Here is a 19129-nt window from a genome sequence, read left to right on the forward strand (position 1 = left end):
CGCTTAAGGCCATGCATAACTTGTCTCATACATTGCTATAATACCAAATTTCTTTAGAATAGGCTAATATTCCTTAACTTTTTCTTAAAAAATCTATTTTATTTTTAATCACACGGGTCTAACTGTGATCTCATTTACATTTACATAATCAGGTTGCGTCAACGCATAGATGACTGCCTTTGCTATGTCGTCTGTCTGGAGAGGCTTTCGGTCATTTGGTAATCGTTCACTATTTCTTTCTGTTTCAACCATCCCTGGCGAAATATTCGTTACACGTACCCCTGTCCTTGCTAATTCTTTTTCTAAACCCATTGAAATTGCACGAACAGCAAATTTAGTAGCACTATAAACCGTAGTGGACTTTGTTACTTCTTGACCCGATACAGAAGAAATATTAATGATATGACCAGAAGACCTCTCAATCATACCTGGCAAGACTGCATGAGTACCATAAAGTACACCTTTAATATTCACATCAATCATCTGTTCCCATGCTTTAACATTTTCATTTCTTACTATACCGTCTCCAACCAAACCAGCATTATTCACATAAATATCAATCTTCCCAAAAGCTTCAACCGCGTAATCTACCATTGAGTCAACATTATTCTGCTGTGAAACATCCGTTGAAACAGCTAATGCTTTGCCTTTTCCTAAGCTGTTTATCTCTTTTACAACTTGTTCTAACTTGTCCTTCCTTCGAGCTGCAAGGACAACATCCGCTCCTTCATTTGCCAACTGCTTTGCAATGGCGACTCCTATTCCACTACTTGCACCTGTTACAACTGCTGTTTTTCCTTTTAGCTTCAACATTTATATTCCTCCTTGAAAATTACTATTTTGTTCACTCGATTTCTCTTTAATTTCTTTAGGGGAATCTGAATCTGGTTGTTTTGGTCCATCAACTGGTGGATTCACAGGATCTTCTGGATTCGGTTCATCTGTCTCAACTGGGATTTCTACTTCTTTATTATCTTCGTCGGATTCCTCTGATGGGCTTTGTGGCTGTCCTTCTTCTTCATGTGGATTCTTTGGTTGGTCTGGTTCATCCTTTATTTCATTATCATCATGTTCTTTCTTTTTACTTTGATGATTTTCTCTAGTTTTGTCTTTTTTCCCATTATTCGGCTTTTGAATCTGGTCCGTAGTTATTTTCGTTTCTACAGTATGATTGCTTGTAGGCGCTTGATTTGTCGTACCATTAATTATATTAGAAGTTGAATGATCTGCATCAACCACTTCTTCCTCCTCAACCTGTAACAGGTCTTCTTCCGATTCTTCTGCAGCATCAGCCTCAACTATTAGTTTGTTATTTTTTAGCGTTAAGGCGATTTCTTGAAGAGATTGTAAACCAGCATTGCTTTTTATAATAAATGCTGCCGGTGTATGAAAGCTTAACTCCTCTTTTGGTTCAAGTTCAAACGATTCCTTGTCTGCAAGCTCATCTTTTTCAGCTTCTTCTTCCTGTATTGCCCCATATTCATCCTTTGTAGCGTCTATTCGGTTTATTCCAATCATAACTACAAAAAGAAACGCGATTAATGTCAAAACATTAATAACGATAAGTTTTTTATTTCGCACGTTCACTCCACTCCTATATTATTTGTCTATATTTATCAAATTCTAACTCTTTTCTTCCATTGTAAGCTTTATTTGGATTAATTTCCAAATTTTTTATCAGTTTTGTTATACTTCTCTAAGGGGTACATTGCTTTTTATACAAACAAAAAAGCTGTTCCTATCAGGCAACACACCTGATGGACAGCTTATCTTATCTAATAAGATTCACTCTATTGTGATATTTTTTTCGTTTCTGAGAATAACTTCCCTCTCTCCAACCATTTTTGTTTGGCTGCTTTCCTTCTCTTTACTTCTGCTTTTACAAGTTTTGGGAAGCCATTTTCAGCAAAGTCCTGAACACTGTCCCAGTCCCGGAAAAATAGAACCTTCATGTCTTTTGAACCATCTGTATTACGTCGTTTGTTTAAACATACACCAAAAATCCGGTTCGATTTTTCAAGCATCTGTTTAAATAAAAGGGGATGTTTTTCCTGATCTTTGTACAGCTTATCAACCATTCCCATAAAATGTGAATCATAACTATGGAAAGAAGTATCAGCAGAAATACTTTTACTGCTGCGATATACTTTACGGTTGCTCGCATTTACCCATATTAATGTACCATAACCCAGGTTCTCCTTTGTACTTACGATAACTTTTTTCATGTTCGTCATCCTGTCCCGAGGAAAATTAGCATCGCAAATATAATTCTCAAGATCTCCGTTTATAGAATTATGCTACCTCTACTATTAAGTATACACCATTTTCCACTTAAAAGCTTAAAAACTGATAATTACACATTTTCTTTACGCCCTTTTAGATTTACTTAGTTAAAATTCCATTTTCCAGCTATAATAATCATTGTTGCTATTTTTTTCATAGCTTAAATAGGCGTTAAACTTTTTTCCACCTTTACTTGTAAGGCCTTTAACAAAGGCTTTCTTTTCTTTTAATAACATTTTTACCATTGTCTTCGTCGGCTTTTTACGCATCGAAGCTAAATATTTATCATTTTTCCAAATCACAAACGTACAGCCTTTCTTCCAATTGCTGCAGCCAAAAGCTTTAAAACCGTCTGTCACCTTGCCGCCACATTGTGGACAAGTCCCTAAAACTTCATTGGTTGCGCGCGATGAGGTTACTTTGTTAATAATAACGTCCTCTGCACATTTAATTGATTCAACCGACTCCGTTGTAAAATGAAATACTAGTCGAAGGAACTCTTGCTTGCTCGCTTTTCCTTTTTGTATATCAGACAATGCTTTCTCAAGACGTCCAGTGAATTCCAAATCAAAAAGGTTTTTAACCGGAAAAGTCTCAACAAGGCGCTTGCCAAGCTCTGTACAAAGTAAATTTTTACTTTCTGTAGTAATATATCCTACATCCTTCAGCTTTTTAATCGTCTCTGCTCTTGTTGCAGCTGTCCCGATACTAAATCCGGTTAGAATACTACCCATTAGCTCTTCACTTTCATCCTCTTTATAACTTTTACCACAGGTCTCCATAACACGAAGCAATGTTCTTTCCGTATGATGCTTTGGCGGCTTCGTTACATGCGTAGTGACCTCAGAGCCAATTAATTGAACATGTTCATTTAAGCCCACAAACGGAAGAATCGTATCTTTTGATTGTATTTTCTCAACTTTTTTCCAGCCTTCAACAAGTTGCACTTTACCTTTTGAATGAAAAAAACCACGTAGATCCGTTTCGAAAACTTTCGTGACCAGCTTTGTCTCCTCATATATAGCTATTGGCATAAACTGCATTATAAAACGGTTTTTTATTGCCGAATATACAATTCCTTCATCTGCTGAAAGTCGTTTCGGTTTTACATATGTTGGAATGATTGCACTATGGCTCTCCACTTTCGCGTTATTAAAGACACGCTTTGTTTTCATAAATTTGATTTCATCTTCATATGGGAGGTCCTCGGAATGCACCTTTAACACGTGGGCTGTTTTTGCAACCAGACTTTCTTCTAAAGCAATACTAGAGGTTCGCGGATATGTAATCAGTTTTTTCTCATAAAGTGATTGGGCCACCTTTAGAACTTTATCAGACGTCCATCCCTTATATTTATTCGTTATAAACCCCTGCAGATTGGATAAATTAAATAAAAACGGAGGAAATTCTTTTTTCTTCTCTACTTGCTTATCTGTAATAGTTGCTTGTTTGTTTTGAATCAAATTGTGGACTTCTTCCAACACTTCTTTTTTCTTAAACTTTTCATCTTTATTTTCTATATAGATTCCTTCATATTCATGGTTATCTTCAGTCTGAAATGTTGCAGTTAGTTTAAAATAATCCTCTGGCTTGAAATTAGCTATTTCTTGATCGCGATCATAGATGATTTTTAAGGTTGGTAAGAGTACCCTGCCTATATTCAAGGCCTTGCTTTTTCCTTGTTGATATTTTAACGTTGCAACAGAGGTTAGGTTGATACCTATAACCCAATCGGCCCATTGTCTGCTAATCCCTGCATCTCGCAATGGTTGCATTGTATTGTTCGGTTTGAGGTTTTCTAACCCTTGCAGCACTTCATTCTGTGTCCATTCGTTTAAGAGCAAGCGAAATACACTAGCTTTCGGCTTTACTCCACCTCGGTATATAATACTGTCCCCGATTAGCTGCCCTTCCCGGTCGTAATCACATGCTGAAATAATTGCTTCCAGATCATTTCGTTTCATTAGTGAATGGATTATTTTTAACTGTTTTGCAGCTCCACCATCTGTTTGTGATCGATTCCGAGGATTGCTTTTTACTTTATATTTAAATTCAGAAGGGATAAAAGGAAAATTATCCATTTTCCAGCTTCGCATTTTTCCATCATAGTCTTTCGCATCGTATAACTCTACAAGATGCCCAAACGCCCAAGTAATGATATAGTTGTTCCCTTCAAAATAGCCATCTTTCTTCGTTTTTATTTTCAATGCGTCTGCAATGTTTTTGGCGACGGATGGTTTTTCTGCTAGTATTAATTGGACTCCCAATTCGAATTCATCCCCTTTCCTTTAACTCCATATCTATTAATTTTCCGTTATTCTCGTTTAGAAACATTCGTTCGATATACTATTATGCCATAGATTACACTTTTTTTCTAATTGATTCCTATACCGAACTTGGCTAAGAATAGATAGGCTGCATTCAAATACTGTTATATTTTTTTCTGCACCACTACAAAGACATTTTTGCGATCCGTGAAGTTATTCTGACGAGCCCAATCTTCTACCATATACGTAAAAACTAGATCTTGCTTTCGTTTACTTAACATTTCTTTGTCCTCTGGATATTAGATTGAATACATTTCCTTCGCAGTTAGATTTAAAGCCATAACAATATTGTCATCTATCTTTTCAATCAAAAGGCAGATATAAGTAATACATCATACTTTTTTCATACACAAAAATATATTAGGTTTTTATTACGCTTATATTTTCCAAGTGAATGGTTAAACTAGCCTCATTGGTGTAAATAATCACCACAAATTTTCACAGGAGGTGCGATAATGTCTGAGGAAAATAAAAACCGAAACAAAGATAAAGGAAAACAAAACAATCACAATAAACATAATAGGCAAGGCAATAATACGGAATTCGCGAGTGAAAATAGTGAGTTTCTAAACTTAGACAATAAGAAAAACAAACGTAAAAGGTAGCATCTTTAGAACAAAAGCGGAAGCATCCGATTTAGCGATGTACCTACGACACCCCGAACTTCGGGTGGTCCGGCGGGTCGAACATTCCTACGAAAGAGATAAAGAAAGCATCTCCCTTTGGGCGTAGTCTAGTTTTAATCGCCCATTCTGTTACATGGTGTCAGTGCCCGCTTTCACCACAAGGGGATAAGTGCGACTAATCCTCTGGCACATAAAGCTGAGTCAATGGTTAAATGGTTAAATGTTAACTCAGCTTTATGCTTTACGAACGAAAACAATAAAACGAAATGCCTCTTGCTTTTTTCAGATTTCTAATGTAAGGTATTACTAATATAATTTCGAAAAATTACATAAATCTATTTAATTCTTATCCAGAGAGACGGAGGGACTGGCCCTTTGATGTCTCAGCAACCAGCCGATAGCGGTCCGGTGCTAATTCCAGTAAGCAACTATCCAAGTTGCTTAGAAGATAAGAAGAATGCTGTGCTATTAAGAGCAATCTTCTTATCTGAGGGTTGCTCTTTTTATTTTTTCTATTGGAGGCTAAAAAAATGACAAACAACAGGTTACAAACGAAATTCGTACAACTAGGAAATAAGAGTGATGAAAAAACAGGCGCAATTAATCCACCCATTTACTTATCTACTGCCTATCAGCACAAAGGCCTTGGACAGTCAACTGGGTATGATTATACAAGAACGAAAAACCCTACCCGAACTATTTTAGAGGAAGGTATTGCTGACTTAGAGACAGGTGATTCGGGGTTTGCCTGTAGCTCGGGGATGGCAGCTATTCAATTAGTACTATCCCTTTTCCGTTCAGGTGATCATATCCTTGCACCTGAAGACTTATATGGTGGTACCTATCGGATTTTCGAACAATATGCAGAAACCTACCAAATTGAGACTACTTACGATACGTTTGAAACAGTTGAAAAAACGGAGCAGTTAATTAATGAACGTACGAAGGCTCTTTTTATCGAAACACCTACAAATCCATTAATGCAGGAAATTGATATTCTTAGCTACGCAACATTAGCCCAGAAGCATAAGCTTTTACTCATTGTTGACAATACCTTTTTAACACCATACTTACAACAGCCACTAAAGTTAGGGGCAGACATTGTTATCCACAGTGCGACCAAATATATTGGCGGTCATAACGATGTACTAGCTGGATTAGTTGTTGCAAAAGGAACAGAAATCTGTGAAAAGCTATCCCAGAATCATAATGCTACTGGTGCAGTACTCTCGCCTGTTGACTCTTGGCTACTTATTAGAGGATTAAAAACATTAGCGCTCCGTGTTGAAAGACATGAAGAGAATGCAAAAAGCATAGCAAAATTTTTAAATGAGCAACCAGCAGTTTCAAATGTATTTTATCCAAATAAGGGTGGAATGCTGTCTTTCTCTCTCAAAGAGGAACAATGGGTCGATCCATTTCTATCTTCATTAAATTTAATCGTTTTTGCTGAGAGCCTTGGAGGTGTAGAAAGCTTTATTACCTATCCAACAACGCAGACACATGCTGACATACCAGAACAGGAAAGAATTCGTCGAGGCATAAGCAATCATTTACTCCGATTTTCTGTAGGTATTGAGCATGTTGAGGATTTAAAAGCAGATTTACAACAAGCACTATCCAAATTGAATGAGGAGGATGAGAAATGAATCAAGTGAAGCGGCATGTGGAAACGAAATTCATTCATGGATCACAGAGAGGGGAAACAAGCACTGGAGCGGTAAATACGCCTATTTACCTTTCATCTACTTTTCACCAAAACAGCTTTGATGCGTTTGGTCCGTTTGATTACAGCAGGTCAGGAAATCCAACACGTCAGGCATTGGAGGACAAAATTGCAGAGCTGGAAAATGGTTCACACGGATTCGGATTTGCGTCTGGTATGGCAGCCATTTCCTCTGTACTATTATTGCTCTCTGCTGGTGATCACGTATTAGTAACAACGGATGTATACGGCGGAACATATCGTTTCGTATCAGAGGTTTTGAAACGATATCAAATTGAACATACCTTTGTAAATATGACCGATTTAAATGAAACGGCTCATGCCATTCAGACGAATACAAAAGCGATTTATATTGAGACACCTTCCAATCCATGTATGAATATTACGGACCTTACCGGAATCGTAAAAATTGCCAAGGCTAATAATTGCCTTACGTTTGTCGATAATACATTTATGACACCACTTTATCAGAATCCATTAGACCTCGGGGCAGATATTGTACTTCATAGTGCAACTAAATTTCTATCCGGTCATAGTGATGTGATTGCAGGATTAGCTGTTACTCGTGATGAATCGCTCGGGGAAAAACTTGCTTCTATCCAAAACTCCTTTGGCGCAATTCTTGGTGCTCAAGATTCCTACCTATTACTGCAGGGAATGAAAACATTAGGGGCTCGTTTGAAACAGTCTAGTCAATCCGCACAAGTATTGGTTGACTACTTAAAAGCACATCGGTTTGTTGAAAAAGTGTATTATCCTGGTTTAGCCTCTCACCCAGGATTTACAATTCATCAAAGGCAGTCCAAAGGGTCTGGAGCTGTCTTTTCGTTCCAACTACCAAATAGAGCTGCTGCAAAAGCATTTGTAGATCATGTTCAGATACCTGTTTTTGCTGTTAGTCTTGGAGCAGTGGAATCCATTCTGTCTTATCCTACAACAATGTCACATGCTGCGATGTCGAAGGAAGAACGTGAAAAAAGAGGCATTACAGATGGATTATTACGCTTTTCAGCAGGACTGGAATTCACAGATGATTTAATTGCAGATTTTGATCAAGCACTCCATGCAGCTGAAGTTTATGCTGCAGTAAAAACCTCTGCTTCTTAATCTAATTTAGATTATTGCTTTATTGGCGAGCTCTGTCCTCTGACAATGCGTAAAGGACAGAGCTACTGCAGCTTAAAAGGCTGGGAATAAAGCCTATTACGATTATTTACCTTCCGCCACCACTATCCGTTCTACAATTTCATCCTCAATCACCTTTCCTACTTCTTCACCAAGTAGGTTATTTACCAGGATAGAAAAAATCAACCGCTCTCCATTGGATATATCTAGATATCCTGACAACGTGCTTACCCCCTCAATAGTTCCCGTTTTTGCTTGCACAGAAAACAATTTCATTCGTTCTTGAAGTGTTCCGCCAATCATTCGATCCGCATGTCCAGCTACTGGTAGTGCATGCAAAAATACAGGAAACCACTCCTTTTTCTGAACTTCATACAATAATTGAGAAATTTCATTTGCCGGAATCAAATTACTATGTGATATACCAGAGCCATCTTTGATTAACAGATGTTTTACTGCAATGCCTAGCTGCTTCATTTCCTTCTCCAGTACTGGAATACCTTTTTCCCAACTTCCCTCTTTATGAATCCTTCTACCCATTTCCTTTATTAGCATTTCCGCTATTCCATTATTGCTTAACTTCATAAAAGGAATCAGTATTTCCGAGAGCGGAACGGAATCTTTTGAGCTTAGTACGGTTGCATTCCTAGGGGATTCCCCTATTTTCACTTCACCATCCCAGCTTATTCCTTGCTTCGTAAGAGCGTTGCTGAAAAGCCTCATGGCGTATTCACTAGCGCCCCATACAGACATCCATCGTTTAACGGCCTCAGAAGTATGTGCAATTTCACCTGAAATTGTTATTCGATTACTGCCATGCTCCCGTTCCACTATCAAATCATCGTCCAGAGCCTCTTTCACCGTTATTGCCTTATTTTGAACCGTTACATAATCTGTGTTCGGTGATATTGTAAATATTGGCGGCTCTCCAATAACTGTAGGTATCACTTCGATTAACACAGAACCCGTATCATAATCTTTATTTGGAGAAGCTGTCAACGCAGAAACTTCTGCACCATAATAATATTGCTCATCCGACCAAACTAAATCACGAGAAAGTCGTACATGATCATACCACATATCATCCCCAATAATATCTCCAGTTATCTTATGGATACCTTTTTTCTTTATTTCTTCTGCGAACGCTTTAAAGTCCTCCTTCAGTAAAGTAGGATCACCTTTACCAACTAGAAAAAGGTTGCCTTCAAGCGTATCTTTTCTTAACACCCCATCTGTTTGTAATTGTGTAGAAAACGTATAGTCTTCTCCTAATACATTCAATGCAGCTGCAGCAGTTAAAAGTTTCATATTCGATGCGGGACGAAGACGAATATCATGATTATATTCATATAAAACATCCCCAGATACTGCGGAGCGAATGCTAATACCAATTATTGCCCCCTCTAGCTTTGCATCTGTTTCGATGTAGCTATTTAATGCTTCCTTCATATACGCTCGCCTCCCTTCTATGACAAATAGTTCTACATCAATACCACAAAACCCTTTCGTCGTCATATACAACAAATCATTTTTTATTTTAACCCCAGCGCCCTGCCAAAAATCCATTCCGTTCATATACTATGTGTAAACGAAAGCAGGGAGGTGTAAAATATGAGTGATTGTGGCGGCCGCGGCAATAGCAGCTTTGCTTTAATTGTCGTTCTTTTCATCCTATTAATTATCGTTGGAACATCTTTCGGAAAGTCATACTAGAGATTGTTATGTAGTACTAAGTTGTGTTCTCCCTTTTTTATCAACTTATTTTCTTTCCTCCTCTCATTAGATAACGGAACCTTGAGGGATGCTTTAGCATCCTTTTTTTGATGAAAAACACCTCCTACAATAGCAACCTTGTAAATTAACAGCAGAAAAGATTACGAATAATATTCTAAAATCAAGGAAAATATAGGACTTTTTGTATTGTGAATGTAAATCGATCCCATGCTATACTATACTCAATCATTTTAGTATGTAAGGGGGATTTATGTGCGAAAGATAAAAGCAAAATGGAAACTATTTTTCCTTATTTCCATCGCTATGGTTTTTGCTCTCATAGTGACAGCTTGCGGAAACGAAACAGAAAATGAGCAAGAAAATAATACTGGTGGACAAGCAGAGAGCTCCACAATTGAAGAAAATCCTATTGTTACCATTACTATGGAGAATGATAAAGAAATCATTGCTGAGCTATATCCTAAAATTGCCCCAAATACAGTGGCAAATTTTATCTCATTAATTGAGGATGGTTTTTATAATGACTTAATTTTCCATCGGGTTATTCCAGGTTTTATGATTCAAGGTGGAGATCCTGAAGGGATTGGCACTGGGGGGCCAGGTTACTCGATTCCAGGAGAGTTTCAATCTAATGGTTTTGATAATGAATTAAAGCATGAACGCGGCGTACTTTCCATGGCTAGGTCTAGTCATCCTGATTCAGCTGGTTCCCAGTTTTTCATTATGGTAAAGCAGTCGTCACATCTCGATGGAGACTATGCGGCATTTGGTAAGGTAATTGAAGGTATAGAAGTAGTAGATGAAATTGTTGCCGCTCAAAGAGATGAAACAGATAAGCCATTAGAAGATCAAAGCATTAAAACAGTCACTGTGGATACAAAAGGGCATAGCTATCCAGCACCCGAAAAAACAGAAGAATAAACGATAACCGAAAATCGCTTAAAGACGGTTTTCGGTTATATCCTCCCTAATCCCTGAGTCAACTTCCAAACTCGAAAAATGACCTAAAATCCCTACTCAAATTATAAAACCACACACCATAGTTCCAATTTCCTAGCAGGTTATATAAAGCTCTCCTGATTTCAAGAGTCTGCTTGGCTTTAAAGATATAAATCTAGTATAATAATAGTACTAACTATAGAATCAGTTTCAAGAGAGGTAGTAAAAATGAACCATAAAACGGAGCTAGATAAAATATACCAAAAGCTGAAGGATATTAAATTTGCCCTTGATGCTTCATCAATCGTTGCCATAACAGATAATAATGGAATTGTCACGTATGCTAACGAAAAGTTTTGCGAAATTTCACAGTACAGTGAAGCCGAATTAATTGGCAGCAATCATAATATCATTAATTCCGGCTTTCATCCGAGCTCTTTTTTTAAAGATTTATGGGAAACGATTCAAGACGGGAATGTATGGAGAGGCGAAATAAAAAATAAAGCAAAGGACGGTACTTATTACTGGGTAGATACGACCATTGTTCCATTTTTAACACCTGATGGAGAAGTCTATCAATATATTTCAGTACGTCATGACATTACAACTCGTAAAGAACATGAGGCGTATATCGAGCGTATGGCGTATACAGATCCAGTGACAAAACTACCAAACCGAAATCACTTTCGCAAGTGGGTTGAAAATCAACCAATACAACCACAAGAAGTTGTAGCTGTTTTGTATCTAGACTTAGACCGGTTTAAAGCCATTAACGATAATTTTGGTCATGACACTGGTGACGCCATGCTTAAAACTGTTGCCAATCGTCTAAAAGAGTGTTTAACTGAATCAGACTTCATTTCACGACAAGGCGGAGATGAATTCATCATTATTTTGAAAAATAATCTCTCTGAACATGCTATACAAGCGTTGGCAACTACTATATTGAAACAGATCCGTTTACCTTATCAAATCGACGATAAACAGATGTCGACATCTGCAAGCATTGGAATTAGCAGGCAAGCATACGTTTCAAAGGAGTGGCCTAGCATTACTTTCATCGAATCCATAATGAAACAGGCTGATACAGCAATGTATCATGCCAAAAGAAATGGCGGTAACCAATACTGCTTTAATACAGAGGACCAAAATATTTTGCTCGAACGAAATTATCAAATTGACTTAGAATTAAAAGAGGCACTTGGGCGAAATGAATTTACAGTTGTCTACCAACCAATTGTCAATCTTAAAAATAATAAAATCGTTGGTTTGGAAGCATTACTACGTTGGCATAATAAAAAATTAGGATTTGTCGCACCAAATGAGTTCATACCTATCCTGGAGGAAAATGGTATGATTGTTCCAGTTGGGAAATGGATATTGGCAACTGTTTGCAGCCAAATGAAGGTGTGGCAAGAACAAGGAATCTTGCTACAACGTATTTGTGTTAACGTTTCACCAATGCAATTTAAGGATAAGAAATTCATACATGATTTACAGGAAATTTTAAATGAATCACTATTAGATGCGTCTTACTTAGAAATCGAAATAACAGAAGGGACCATTCTTGATATCGAAACTTCTTCTAGAACAATCAATAAATTAAAGGAGCTTGGTGTCAATGTCTCGATCGATGACTTTGGGACAGGCTACTCTTCATTAAGCTATTTGAAACGGCTACCAATTGATACACTAAAAATCGACAAGTCTTTTATTGATGATTTGGATAGAGACGGTGAAATCATAGCAAATACTATCATAAGTATGGGAAAAAATTTAAATTTCAGGGTAATTGCTGAAGGAATTGAAAGTGAAGACCAACTAAATTATCTTAAAAAACAAAAATGTCACGAGGGGCAAGGCTATTATTTCAGTAAGCCCATAGGTGATGGAGAGATTACGGAACTATTTAGTCAATTAGGCTAGTCGACTATCACAGGAGCCAGAACACAAAGGCCAGAATCAATTGATTCTGGCCTTTTTTATGCTTTGTTTTGATCCTCTTTTTCTTTTTCTTTATTTTTATTCTCATCCGAAGAATCATCATCTATCAAATTATTTGCAGAACTCTTAAATTCACGCAATGTTTGCCCTGCCGCCTTACCGATTTCCGGTAATTTTTTCGGCCCAAAAATAATTAACGCAAGAATTACAATCAGGATTAGTCCTGGAATTCCTATATTCGCGATACCCATCTGTGTCACCCCCATACTCCACCAATTATACTCCTTTATCTAAAAAATTAAAACATATTGTGCACCTTTCATTCAACTCTAGAGAAATATAGTAGCATACAATCCGGTTATAACATGTATGTATAATGAAAGGAGACGACTCATATTTTAATTAAACCACGATACGGTTCTGGTCGGAAACAGCTGGAATAGGAATAGGATAATCTTTTATAATTCCCTGTGATATATTCGTTTGATCCCTTCCTTTTCAAATGATACAAATTTACTTCGTTAAGTAATAAAGTAAGGGTGTCAAAGTACCTTGAATCAATTAGAACGTTAACACTCTATTTGACACCCCCCTATGTGGTATAGAGAAACTTGTTATCCACATCTTTAGTTATTATTAAATGAATTTCGTTTGGCTCAGCTACTTTATTCTTTCCTCCCTAGCTGCTTTTCTTGCTTCCTTTTTCGCTTTTCTTGCTACTTTTTTCGCTTGCTTAGCTGCCTCTTTCACTTCCTTAACCGATTGCTTTGCTGCTAGTTTCTCTTCCTTATTCGCATGCTTTACAGCTAGTTTCTCTTCTATAGTCATTTTGAATTCTCCTCTCAAGTTAAAGATTCTTTCATTCTCACATCTATCGTAATTAATTTAAAAGTTTGAGCTGTGACCTAAGGTTTGTTAACCTTTCACACAGCCCAAATAATTAATTTACTTCATCTGAAATTCTACATGTGTTGGGTGCTTACTGCTTTTGCTTACCCCCATTTTCATTCCACCGCCGCTATTTTCCTGAATAATTTGGAATACAACTTTTCTATCTACATTGGATACATTTATTTTGTATTCTTTCTCTTCTGAGGGGCCAATTGTATCTTCAGTTATTCGTTCTTCATTCAAATAAACTGGTAGCTTTTCTTTTGTTTTTGAATCTTCATCGTATACATTTAGTTTAAAAGGACGACTATATTTTTGATTACTATTTTTAATAGCTACAGTAAGCGTTTCTTGACTTTGATCCGTCTTAATCCTACAAGTAGATACGGATCTTTTACCCATCTAATCTCCTCCTTATCCAGATTATTTACTCATTTCTTAAAGATTCTATTGCATTAAGAATTGCTGCTCGATTACTATCTTCTCTTTCTAACAATACATTTAGTGTATTTGTAAGATTAGTCATTAAATTATCCATATTTTCCGGGTTGTTTTCTCCTCTAAAAGCTTCTAATATACCTATAATAGAAAGTAATGATACTACTAATATGCTTGTATTATCATTGATACCAATATTAATGTTCGTATTGTTACCTGTTGTCAGGGTATTATTACCAGCATTGGCTTCAATATTGTTATTTTCGAATGTTGCATTAGAATCCGAGTCCGCTGTTGCATCTGCATCTGACGTTGAATCTGCATCTGACGTTGAGTCCGCATCTGACGTTGAATCTGCATCTGATGTCGCATCTGCGTCTGACGTTGAATCTGCATCTGACGTCGAGTCCGCATCTGACGTTGAATCTGCATCTGACGTCGAGTCCGCATCTGACGTTGAATCTGCATCTGATGTCGCATCTGCGTCTGATGTTGAATCGGAGTCTGATGTCGCATCTGCGTCTGATGTTGAATCTGCATCTGATGTCGCATCTGCGTCTGATGTTGAATCTGCATCTGATGTCGCATCTGCGTCTGACGTTGAATCTGCGTCTGATGTCGCATCTGCGTCTGATGTTGAATCGGAGTCGGAGTTTGAATTCGAATCTGAATCGGATGTTGCGTCTGAGTCGGAATTTGAATCCGCTGTCGCATCTGCATCCGATGTTGAGTCGGAGTCGGAATTCGAATCCGCTGTTGCATCTGCATCTGCTGTTGAATCAGAGTCAGAGTTTGAATCCGCTGTTGCATCTGCATCTGACGTTGAATCGGAGTCGGAATTCGAATCCGCTGTTGCATCTGCATCTGACGTTGAATCGGAGTCAGAGTTTGAATCTGAATCAGATGTAGCATCTGCGTCTGATGTTGAGTCGGAGTCGGAATTTGAATCCGCTGTCGCATCTGCATCTGATGTTGAATCAGAGTCAGAGTTTGAATCCGCTGTCGCATCTGCATCCGATGTTGAATCGGAGTCGGAGTTTGAATCTGAATCAGATGTAGCATCTGCGTCTGATGTTGAGTCGGAGTCGGAATTTGAATCCGCTGTCGCATCTGCATCTGCTGTTGAATCAGAGTCAGAGTTTGAATCCGCTGTTGCATCTGCATCTGACGTTGAATCGGAGTCAGAGTTTGAATCCGCTGTTGCATCTGCATCTGACGTTGAATCGGAGTCAGAGTTTGAATCCGCTGTTGCATCTGCATCTGACGTTGAATCGGAATCAGAGTTTGAATCCGCTGTTGCATCTGCATCTGACGTTGAATCGGAGTCGGAGTTTGAATCTGAATCAGATGTAGCATCTGCGTCTGCTGTTGAATCGGAGTCGGAATTCGAATCAGCTGTTGCATCTGCATCCGAAGTTGAATCGGAGTCGGAGTTTGAATCCGCTGTTGCATCTGCATCTGACGTTGAATCGGAGTCAGAGTTTGAATCCGCTGTTGCATCTGCATCTGACGTTGAATCAGAGTCAGAGTTTGAATCCGCTGTTGCATCTGCATCTGCTGTTGAATCGGAGTCGGAGTTTGAATCTGAATCAGATGTAGCATCTGCATCCGATGTTGAATCGGAGTCGGAATTCGAATCAGCTTTCGCATCTGCATCTGCTGTTGAATCGGAGTCGGAGTTTGAATCTGAATCAGATGTAGCATCTGCGTCTGCTGTTGAATCGGAGTCGGAATTCGAATCCGCTGTTGCATCTGCATCCGAAGTTGAATCGGAATCGGAATTCGAGTCCGCTGTCGCATCTGCATCCGAAGTTGAATCGGAGTCGGAATTTGAATCAGCTTTCGCTGTAGCATCTGCATTTGAAGTTGAGCCAGAGTCTGAGTCTGAGTTCGAATCTGCTTGGGAATCAGAATCTGCTTGTGAGTCAGATTTTGAATCCACTTCTGCATTCAAATATGCATCAGCATCCGCATCTGCATCTGCTTCAGCATTTAAATTTTCATCCAGCAATAAATTATATTTATTTAGCTTATTAATATACTTTCTTCTTTTCCTGTATCTATTTGATTCATATTTAGCCAAATAAATTACCTCCTTTCATTTATAAGTTATAGTATTGTTTTAAAATCTGTTTAGCCCGTGCTATCGTCTATTTATAGGGTTTTTTCGAATTTCGGGCTGGATCTATACTCTAGTTAGCAACACTTTTTACTTTCAGTTTGTGATATAACCGGGACAATAGTTAAGTTATGTTTTGACATAAAAAAGAACCTCCGTAGTTACGTACATCGTGCCAGGAGGTTCTGTGTCTTTATATTTGTTGTATTAATGTACACTTTCGCTAATAGGTCATAACATTAAGATCTCATGTTATGATTAAAAAAAATAAAACTTTAGTAAATCCAACTTTTACATAGCGTTCGGCATTCTTTGGAAATGCTTATCCTATCTTTATTTGTATTAATTGTTTGCCCATAACTAACAAATCCAATTCGTTAGGAAAGCTGCTGAATACATAACATCGTCCAATAAAATGCTGCTTTATCGGACGAATAGCAAGAAGGTAGCAAGATTTGATTCGCTTGCTTTATATGAATAATCCAACTGTTCAAGTGATGCATGATTTCCAAATACACCAGCATGCATATAATTTGAATGGAAGTTACATTACCTTGAATGGCATTTGGATGAAGCCTTAGAGTTGCAGAATGAATGGTTTCTTTAATTTGACTCGTATCAAAAGATATAATCCCTTGTTACGTACCCGTATTATACATCTTTATCCCCAACTTTTCCCATACCATTATCTAATTCATCACCTACATAACGTCCAACAAAACCATCTTCATCAGCAATGGAAATACAGCAAGCACCTATAATCTACTAATCTTATGGATTAAAGTTTCCATTATAACAGGAAATTCTTCAAAAGCATTTTTTAAACTTAGTCGTTCTGTACGTTTATGGGCATCATATCCTAAGGGGCCGACATTAAGTACCGGTGCATTCAGCCGCTGCATTCCCTCAAATGGAATCGAATAGCTATCCCCCCATACTGGTGTATTATCCTCAAATGCACTCCAACCATCTGACATCCCCATATAGTTTACATAGCTAAGGTCACATAGCCCGTTAAAATAGTGAATGCGTTTCATCTCTAAATTAAATTTATCTTTTGCTAACTTTTTTATAAATGTTGTACAAGCTTCAACGAGTTCATTACCAGTTGAATTTACTGCGGGGTAATATGGTGGTGCTAAAAGAATTACAATTGCCGGAGCAAGCTCTTGACATTGGAGCATTAACTTGTCGGTTATACGTAACGATTTTTCTCGCTCATCCCAGCCTTCTTCATACTGAATATCAGCTATAACATCGTTAACGAACCCTTCACCTAACTTTTTTATAGCGTAGTTTAATAAATCTTTGTAACGAATAACTTGTACCTTCCCGATCGGCTCTACATTGTTTTTCTCACAAATTTTCTTGTACGCTTCATTACATTTAGCCACAGCGGTTTGAGCTACGGATTCAAAAATATCAAATATCTCCTTTGCGCTGCGCTTCATCATAAAAATATTATATAATGCCGAAGATCTGTATGGTGTTTGCGTAGAATAGAGTAATCTTAAATCTGTTTGCTGTAATGTAACCGGAAGTGGTGTGGTTTCACCTAATACAGTCTCTTGAAACGAATCGTTCCATTCCATTTCTCGTGTTAAAAAAGATGCAATAAATGGTGAAGTCATTCCACTCAATGGCTCACCAGCATGTGTTTCCCTACCATAAAACAAAGCAGCTGCAAGTAATTTACCCATAGAACCTGTATATAAATAGTGTGCTCGATCCATTGGCTCTTGGGTGAAAACTGGTTCACTATTTAAAAATAATTTATAGCTAAAATGATACTTCTTTTGCAGCTCCAAAAGTATCGGAACAGCATGCCGCATACCAGATGAATTCACTTCCTCATCAGGAACGGTTAATAATAACAAATTAATTGGCCATTTTTCGACGGTCGCTTTTTCTAATAAGCTCATATGCATGACAAGTCCCATTTTCATGTCCATCGTCCCTCGACCAAATAAATATTCACCAGATTCTAAATCCCTCTGCACCTCATTGGGCAACGCTTCTTGATTTTCTCTTAATACCTTTGTAAGTTCTTCAGGCTGCGTAGCTAATGGTTCTAAAGAGCCGTACTCCTCTGTATTTACTGTATCAAAATGGCTCATCAAGCAGATGGTTTCTTTTGCATTAGGATGTATATATAATGCTGTTAGAAACTTCCTCCTAAAATCTGCTTCATGTAACGCCAATTGATCTGGAAGTTGCTGAAAATACAGCAAGTCCTGCAGCTTTGCTTGTAGCTTTGCAGGAAATTGCCGCTCCCCCTCCGAAAGCGTCATACTCTTCCAGCTTACTACTTCTGCTAATAGTGCACGTAACTTTTCCGGTTGATTCCATTTTAAATTGCTCATAATTAAATTCTCCCATCTCAGCTAAATTGTTCACACCAAAAGAGAACGTTTTCATTTTTTTTGAAACGAAGAATAAAATAAACTTTATCTAGCAGTCTTCCTAAAATTCATTTAAGCTGAAATAAAACATACTTACTCCTGATTATAACAGGAGTATTTTTTAAATAATATATCCCTTTTAAATTTTATATTCCAAGTCAGATTTCATTTCAATTGTAGTTGTAACAAAAACGTTTAGTTGAAATTACACACGAGGAATGGAGTTGAATATTGTAAACAGCGGAAAGGAATTTACATTTGATGATTTATGGATGTAATTGGTAACCCATTCAATATGTAAGCGATGGAAATGGGTGAAGTACTTCATACTTGAAAATATGTTAAGGAAATTACAGAATAAGAAGGAACAACCGTTGCTTTTAAAAGCTCTGAAAAGGAAACCAGAAAAAAATTGAGAAATCCACACTATTGTGAAAAAATTCGATTGGGGAGTGTAAACTGAACTGTGTAAGTGAGAGAGCGTACGGCTCTTACTTCGCAGTTCAGTTTTTTATTGTTAGAATAAAACTATAACGATTGGGAGGTTGTTCTATTGGCTAAAACAAAGCGAGAAG

Annotated in this window: 16 protein-coding genes and 1 riboswitch; of the genes, 6 read left to right on the plus strand and 10 right to left on the minus strand. The window is 37.6% G+C overall.

Translation table 11 applies throughout. From position 1 onward, the window contains the following. Positions 1-108 precede the first annotated feature (108 nt). From D1B32_RS07300 to D1B32_RS07315, 4 genes are all read right to left on the minus strand, one after another. Complete coding sequence (locus D1B32_RS07300) at positions 109-813, minus strand: SDR family oxidoreductase (RefSeq protein ID WP_095308372.1); 705 nt, start codon at positions 811-813, stop codon at positions 109-111. Then, on the minus strand, positions 814-1581 hold the full coding sequence (locus D1B32_RS07305) for a hypothetical protein (RefSeq protein ID WP_118888999.1): 768 nt from the start codon (positions 1579-1581) through the stop codon (positions 814-816). A gap of 209 nt (positions 1582-1790) precedes the next feature. After that, positions 1791-2225: a hypothetical protein gene (locus D1B32_RS07310; RefSeq protein ID WP_095308369.1), complete on the minus strand. Its 435-nt coding sequence runs from the start codon at positions 2223-2225 to the stop codon at positions 1791-1793. 165 nt (positions 2226-2390) lie between these two features. Continuing rightward, on the minus strand, positions 2391-4550 hold the full coding sequence (locus tag D1B32_RS07315) for a type IA DNA topoisomerase (RefSeq protein ID WP_118889000.1): 2160 nt from the start codon (positions 4548-4550) through the stop codon (positions 2391-2393). A 515-nt stretch (positions 4551-5065) separates the two neighbouring features. On the opposite strand from D1B32_RS07315, the gene D1B32_RS24005 reads away from it, so the two are divergent. From D1B32_RS24005 to D1B32_RS07325, 3 genes are all read left to right on the plus strand, one after another. After that, positions 5066-5215 (plus strand): hypothetical protein, encoded by a 150-nt coding sequence (locus tag D1B32_RS24005; RefSeq protein ID WP_168927287.1) that lies wholly within the window; start codon positions 5066-5068, stop codon positions 5213-5215. A gap of 364 nt (positions 5216-5579) precedes the next feature. Then, a riboswitch (SAM riboswitch) is annotated at positions 5580-5691 on the plus strand. A gap of 75 nt (positions 5692-5766) precedes the next feature. After that, complete coding sequence (locus tag D1B32_RS07320; protein ID WP_118889001.1) at positions 5767-6885, plus strand: methionine biosynthesis PLP-dependent protein; 1119 nt, start codon at positions 5767-5769, stop codon at positions 6883-6885. After that, positions 6882-8069: an aminotransferase class I/II-fold pyridoxal phosphate-dependent enzyme gene (locus tag D1B32_RS07325; RefSeq protein WP_187393133.1), complete on the plus strand. Its 1188-nt coding sequence runs from the start codon at positions 6882-6884 to the stop codon at positions 8067-8069. The genes D1B32_RS07320 and D1B32_RS07325 overlap by 4 nt, the downstream gene beginning before the upstream one ends. Positions 8070-8171: 102 nt before the next feature. On the opposite strand, the gene dacB is transcribed toward D1B32_RS07325, so the two are convergent. Next, positions 8172-9536, minus strand: a complete 1365-nt coding sequence (gene dacB, locus D1B32_RS07330) for a D-alanyl-D-alanine carboxypeptidase/D-alanyl-D-alanine endopeptidase (RefSeq protein ID WP_118889002.1) — start codon at positions 9534-9536, stop codon at positions 8172-8174. Positions 9537-9698: 162 nt separating this feature from the next. Between dacB and D1B32_RS07335 the strand changes: the two genes are divergently transcribed. From D1B32_RS07335 to D1B32_RS07345, 3 genes are all read left to right on the plus strand, one after another. Then, complete coding sequence (locus D1B32_RS07335) at positions 9699-9800, plus strand: YjcZ family sporulation protein (RefSeq protein WP_095308365.1); 102 nt, start codon at positions 9699-9701, stop codon at positions 9798-9800. Positions 9801-10124: 324 nt separating this feature from the next. After that, positions 10125-10742 carry a peptidylprolyl isomerase gene (locus D1B32_RS07340; protein WP_095308403.1) on the plus strand — a complete coding sequence of 206 codons (618 nt, stop codon included), beginning with the start codon at positions 10125-10127 and terminating at the stop codon, positions 10740-10742. A gap of 246 nt (positions 10743-10988) precedes the next feature. Further along, positions 10989-12686: a putative bifunctional diguanylate cyclase/phosphodiesterase gene (locus D1B32_RS07345; protein WP_095308364.1), complete on the plus strand. Its 1698-nt coding sequence runs from the start codon at positions 10989-10991 to the stop codon at positions 12684-12686. 56 nt (positions 12687-12742) lie between these two features. Here D1B32_RS07345 and tatA read toward each other — a convergent pair whose 3' ends face one another. The 5 genes from tatA to D1B32_RS07365 all read right to left on the minus strand — a co-directional run bounded on the left by tatA (position 12743) and on the right by D1B32_RS07365 (position 18515). Next, positions 12743-12955, minus strand: a complete 213-nt coding sequence (gene tatA / locus D1B32_RS07350; protein WP_118889003.1) for a twin-arginine translocase TatA/TatE family subunit — start codon at positions 12953-12955, stop codon at positions 12743-12745. A 409-nt stretch (positions 12956-13364) separates the two neighbouring features. Next, a complete protein-coding gene (locus D1B32_RS23690; protein ID WP_158586218.1) occupies positions 13365-13532 on the minus strand; it encodes a hypothetical protein in 168 nt (55 codons plus the stop codon). Between the two features lie 117 nt (positions 13533-13649). Beyond that, the gene (locus D1B32_RS07355; RefSeq protein ID WP_095308361.1) at positions 13650-13997 is read right to left on the minus strand and encodes a hypothetical protein; all 348 of its coding nucleotides are present in this window, start codon (positions 13995-13997) and stop codon (positions 13650-13652) included. Between the two features lie 25 nt (positions 13998-14022). Continuing rightward, complete coding sequence (locus D1B32_RS07360; protein ID WP_118889004.1) at positions 14023-16116, minus strand: hypothetical protein; 2094 nt, start codon at positions 16114-16116, stop codon at positions 14023-14025. A gap of 791 nt (positions 16117-16907) precedes the next feature. Next, positions 16908-18515: a M20/M25/M40 family metallo-hydrolase gene (locus D1B32_RS07365; protein WP_118889005.1), complete on the minus strand. Its 1608-nt coding sequence runs from the start codon at positions 18513-18515 to the stop codon at positions 16908-16910. Between the last annotated feature and the right edge of the window lie 614 nt (positions 18516-19129).

It is taken from the genome of Oceanobacillus profundus (assembly GCF_003515705.1).
GTDB lineage: Bacteria > Bacillota > Bacilli > Bacillales > Amphibacillaceae > Oceanobacillus > Oceanobacillus profundus.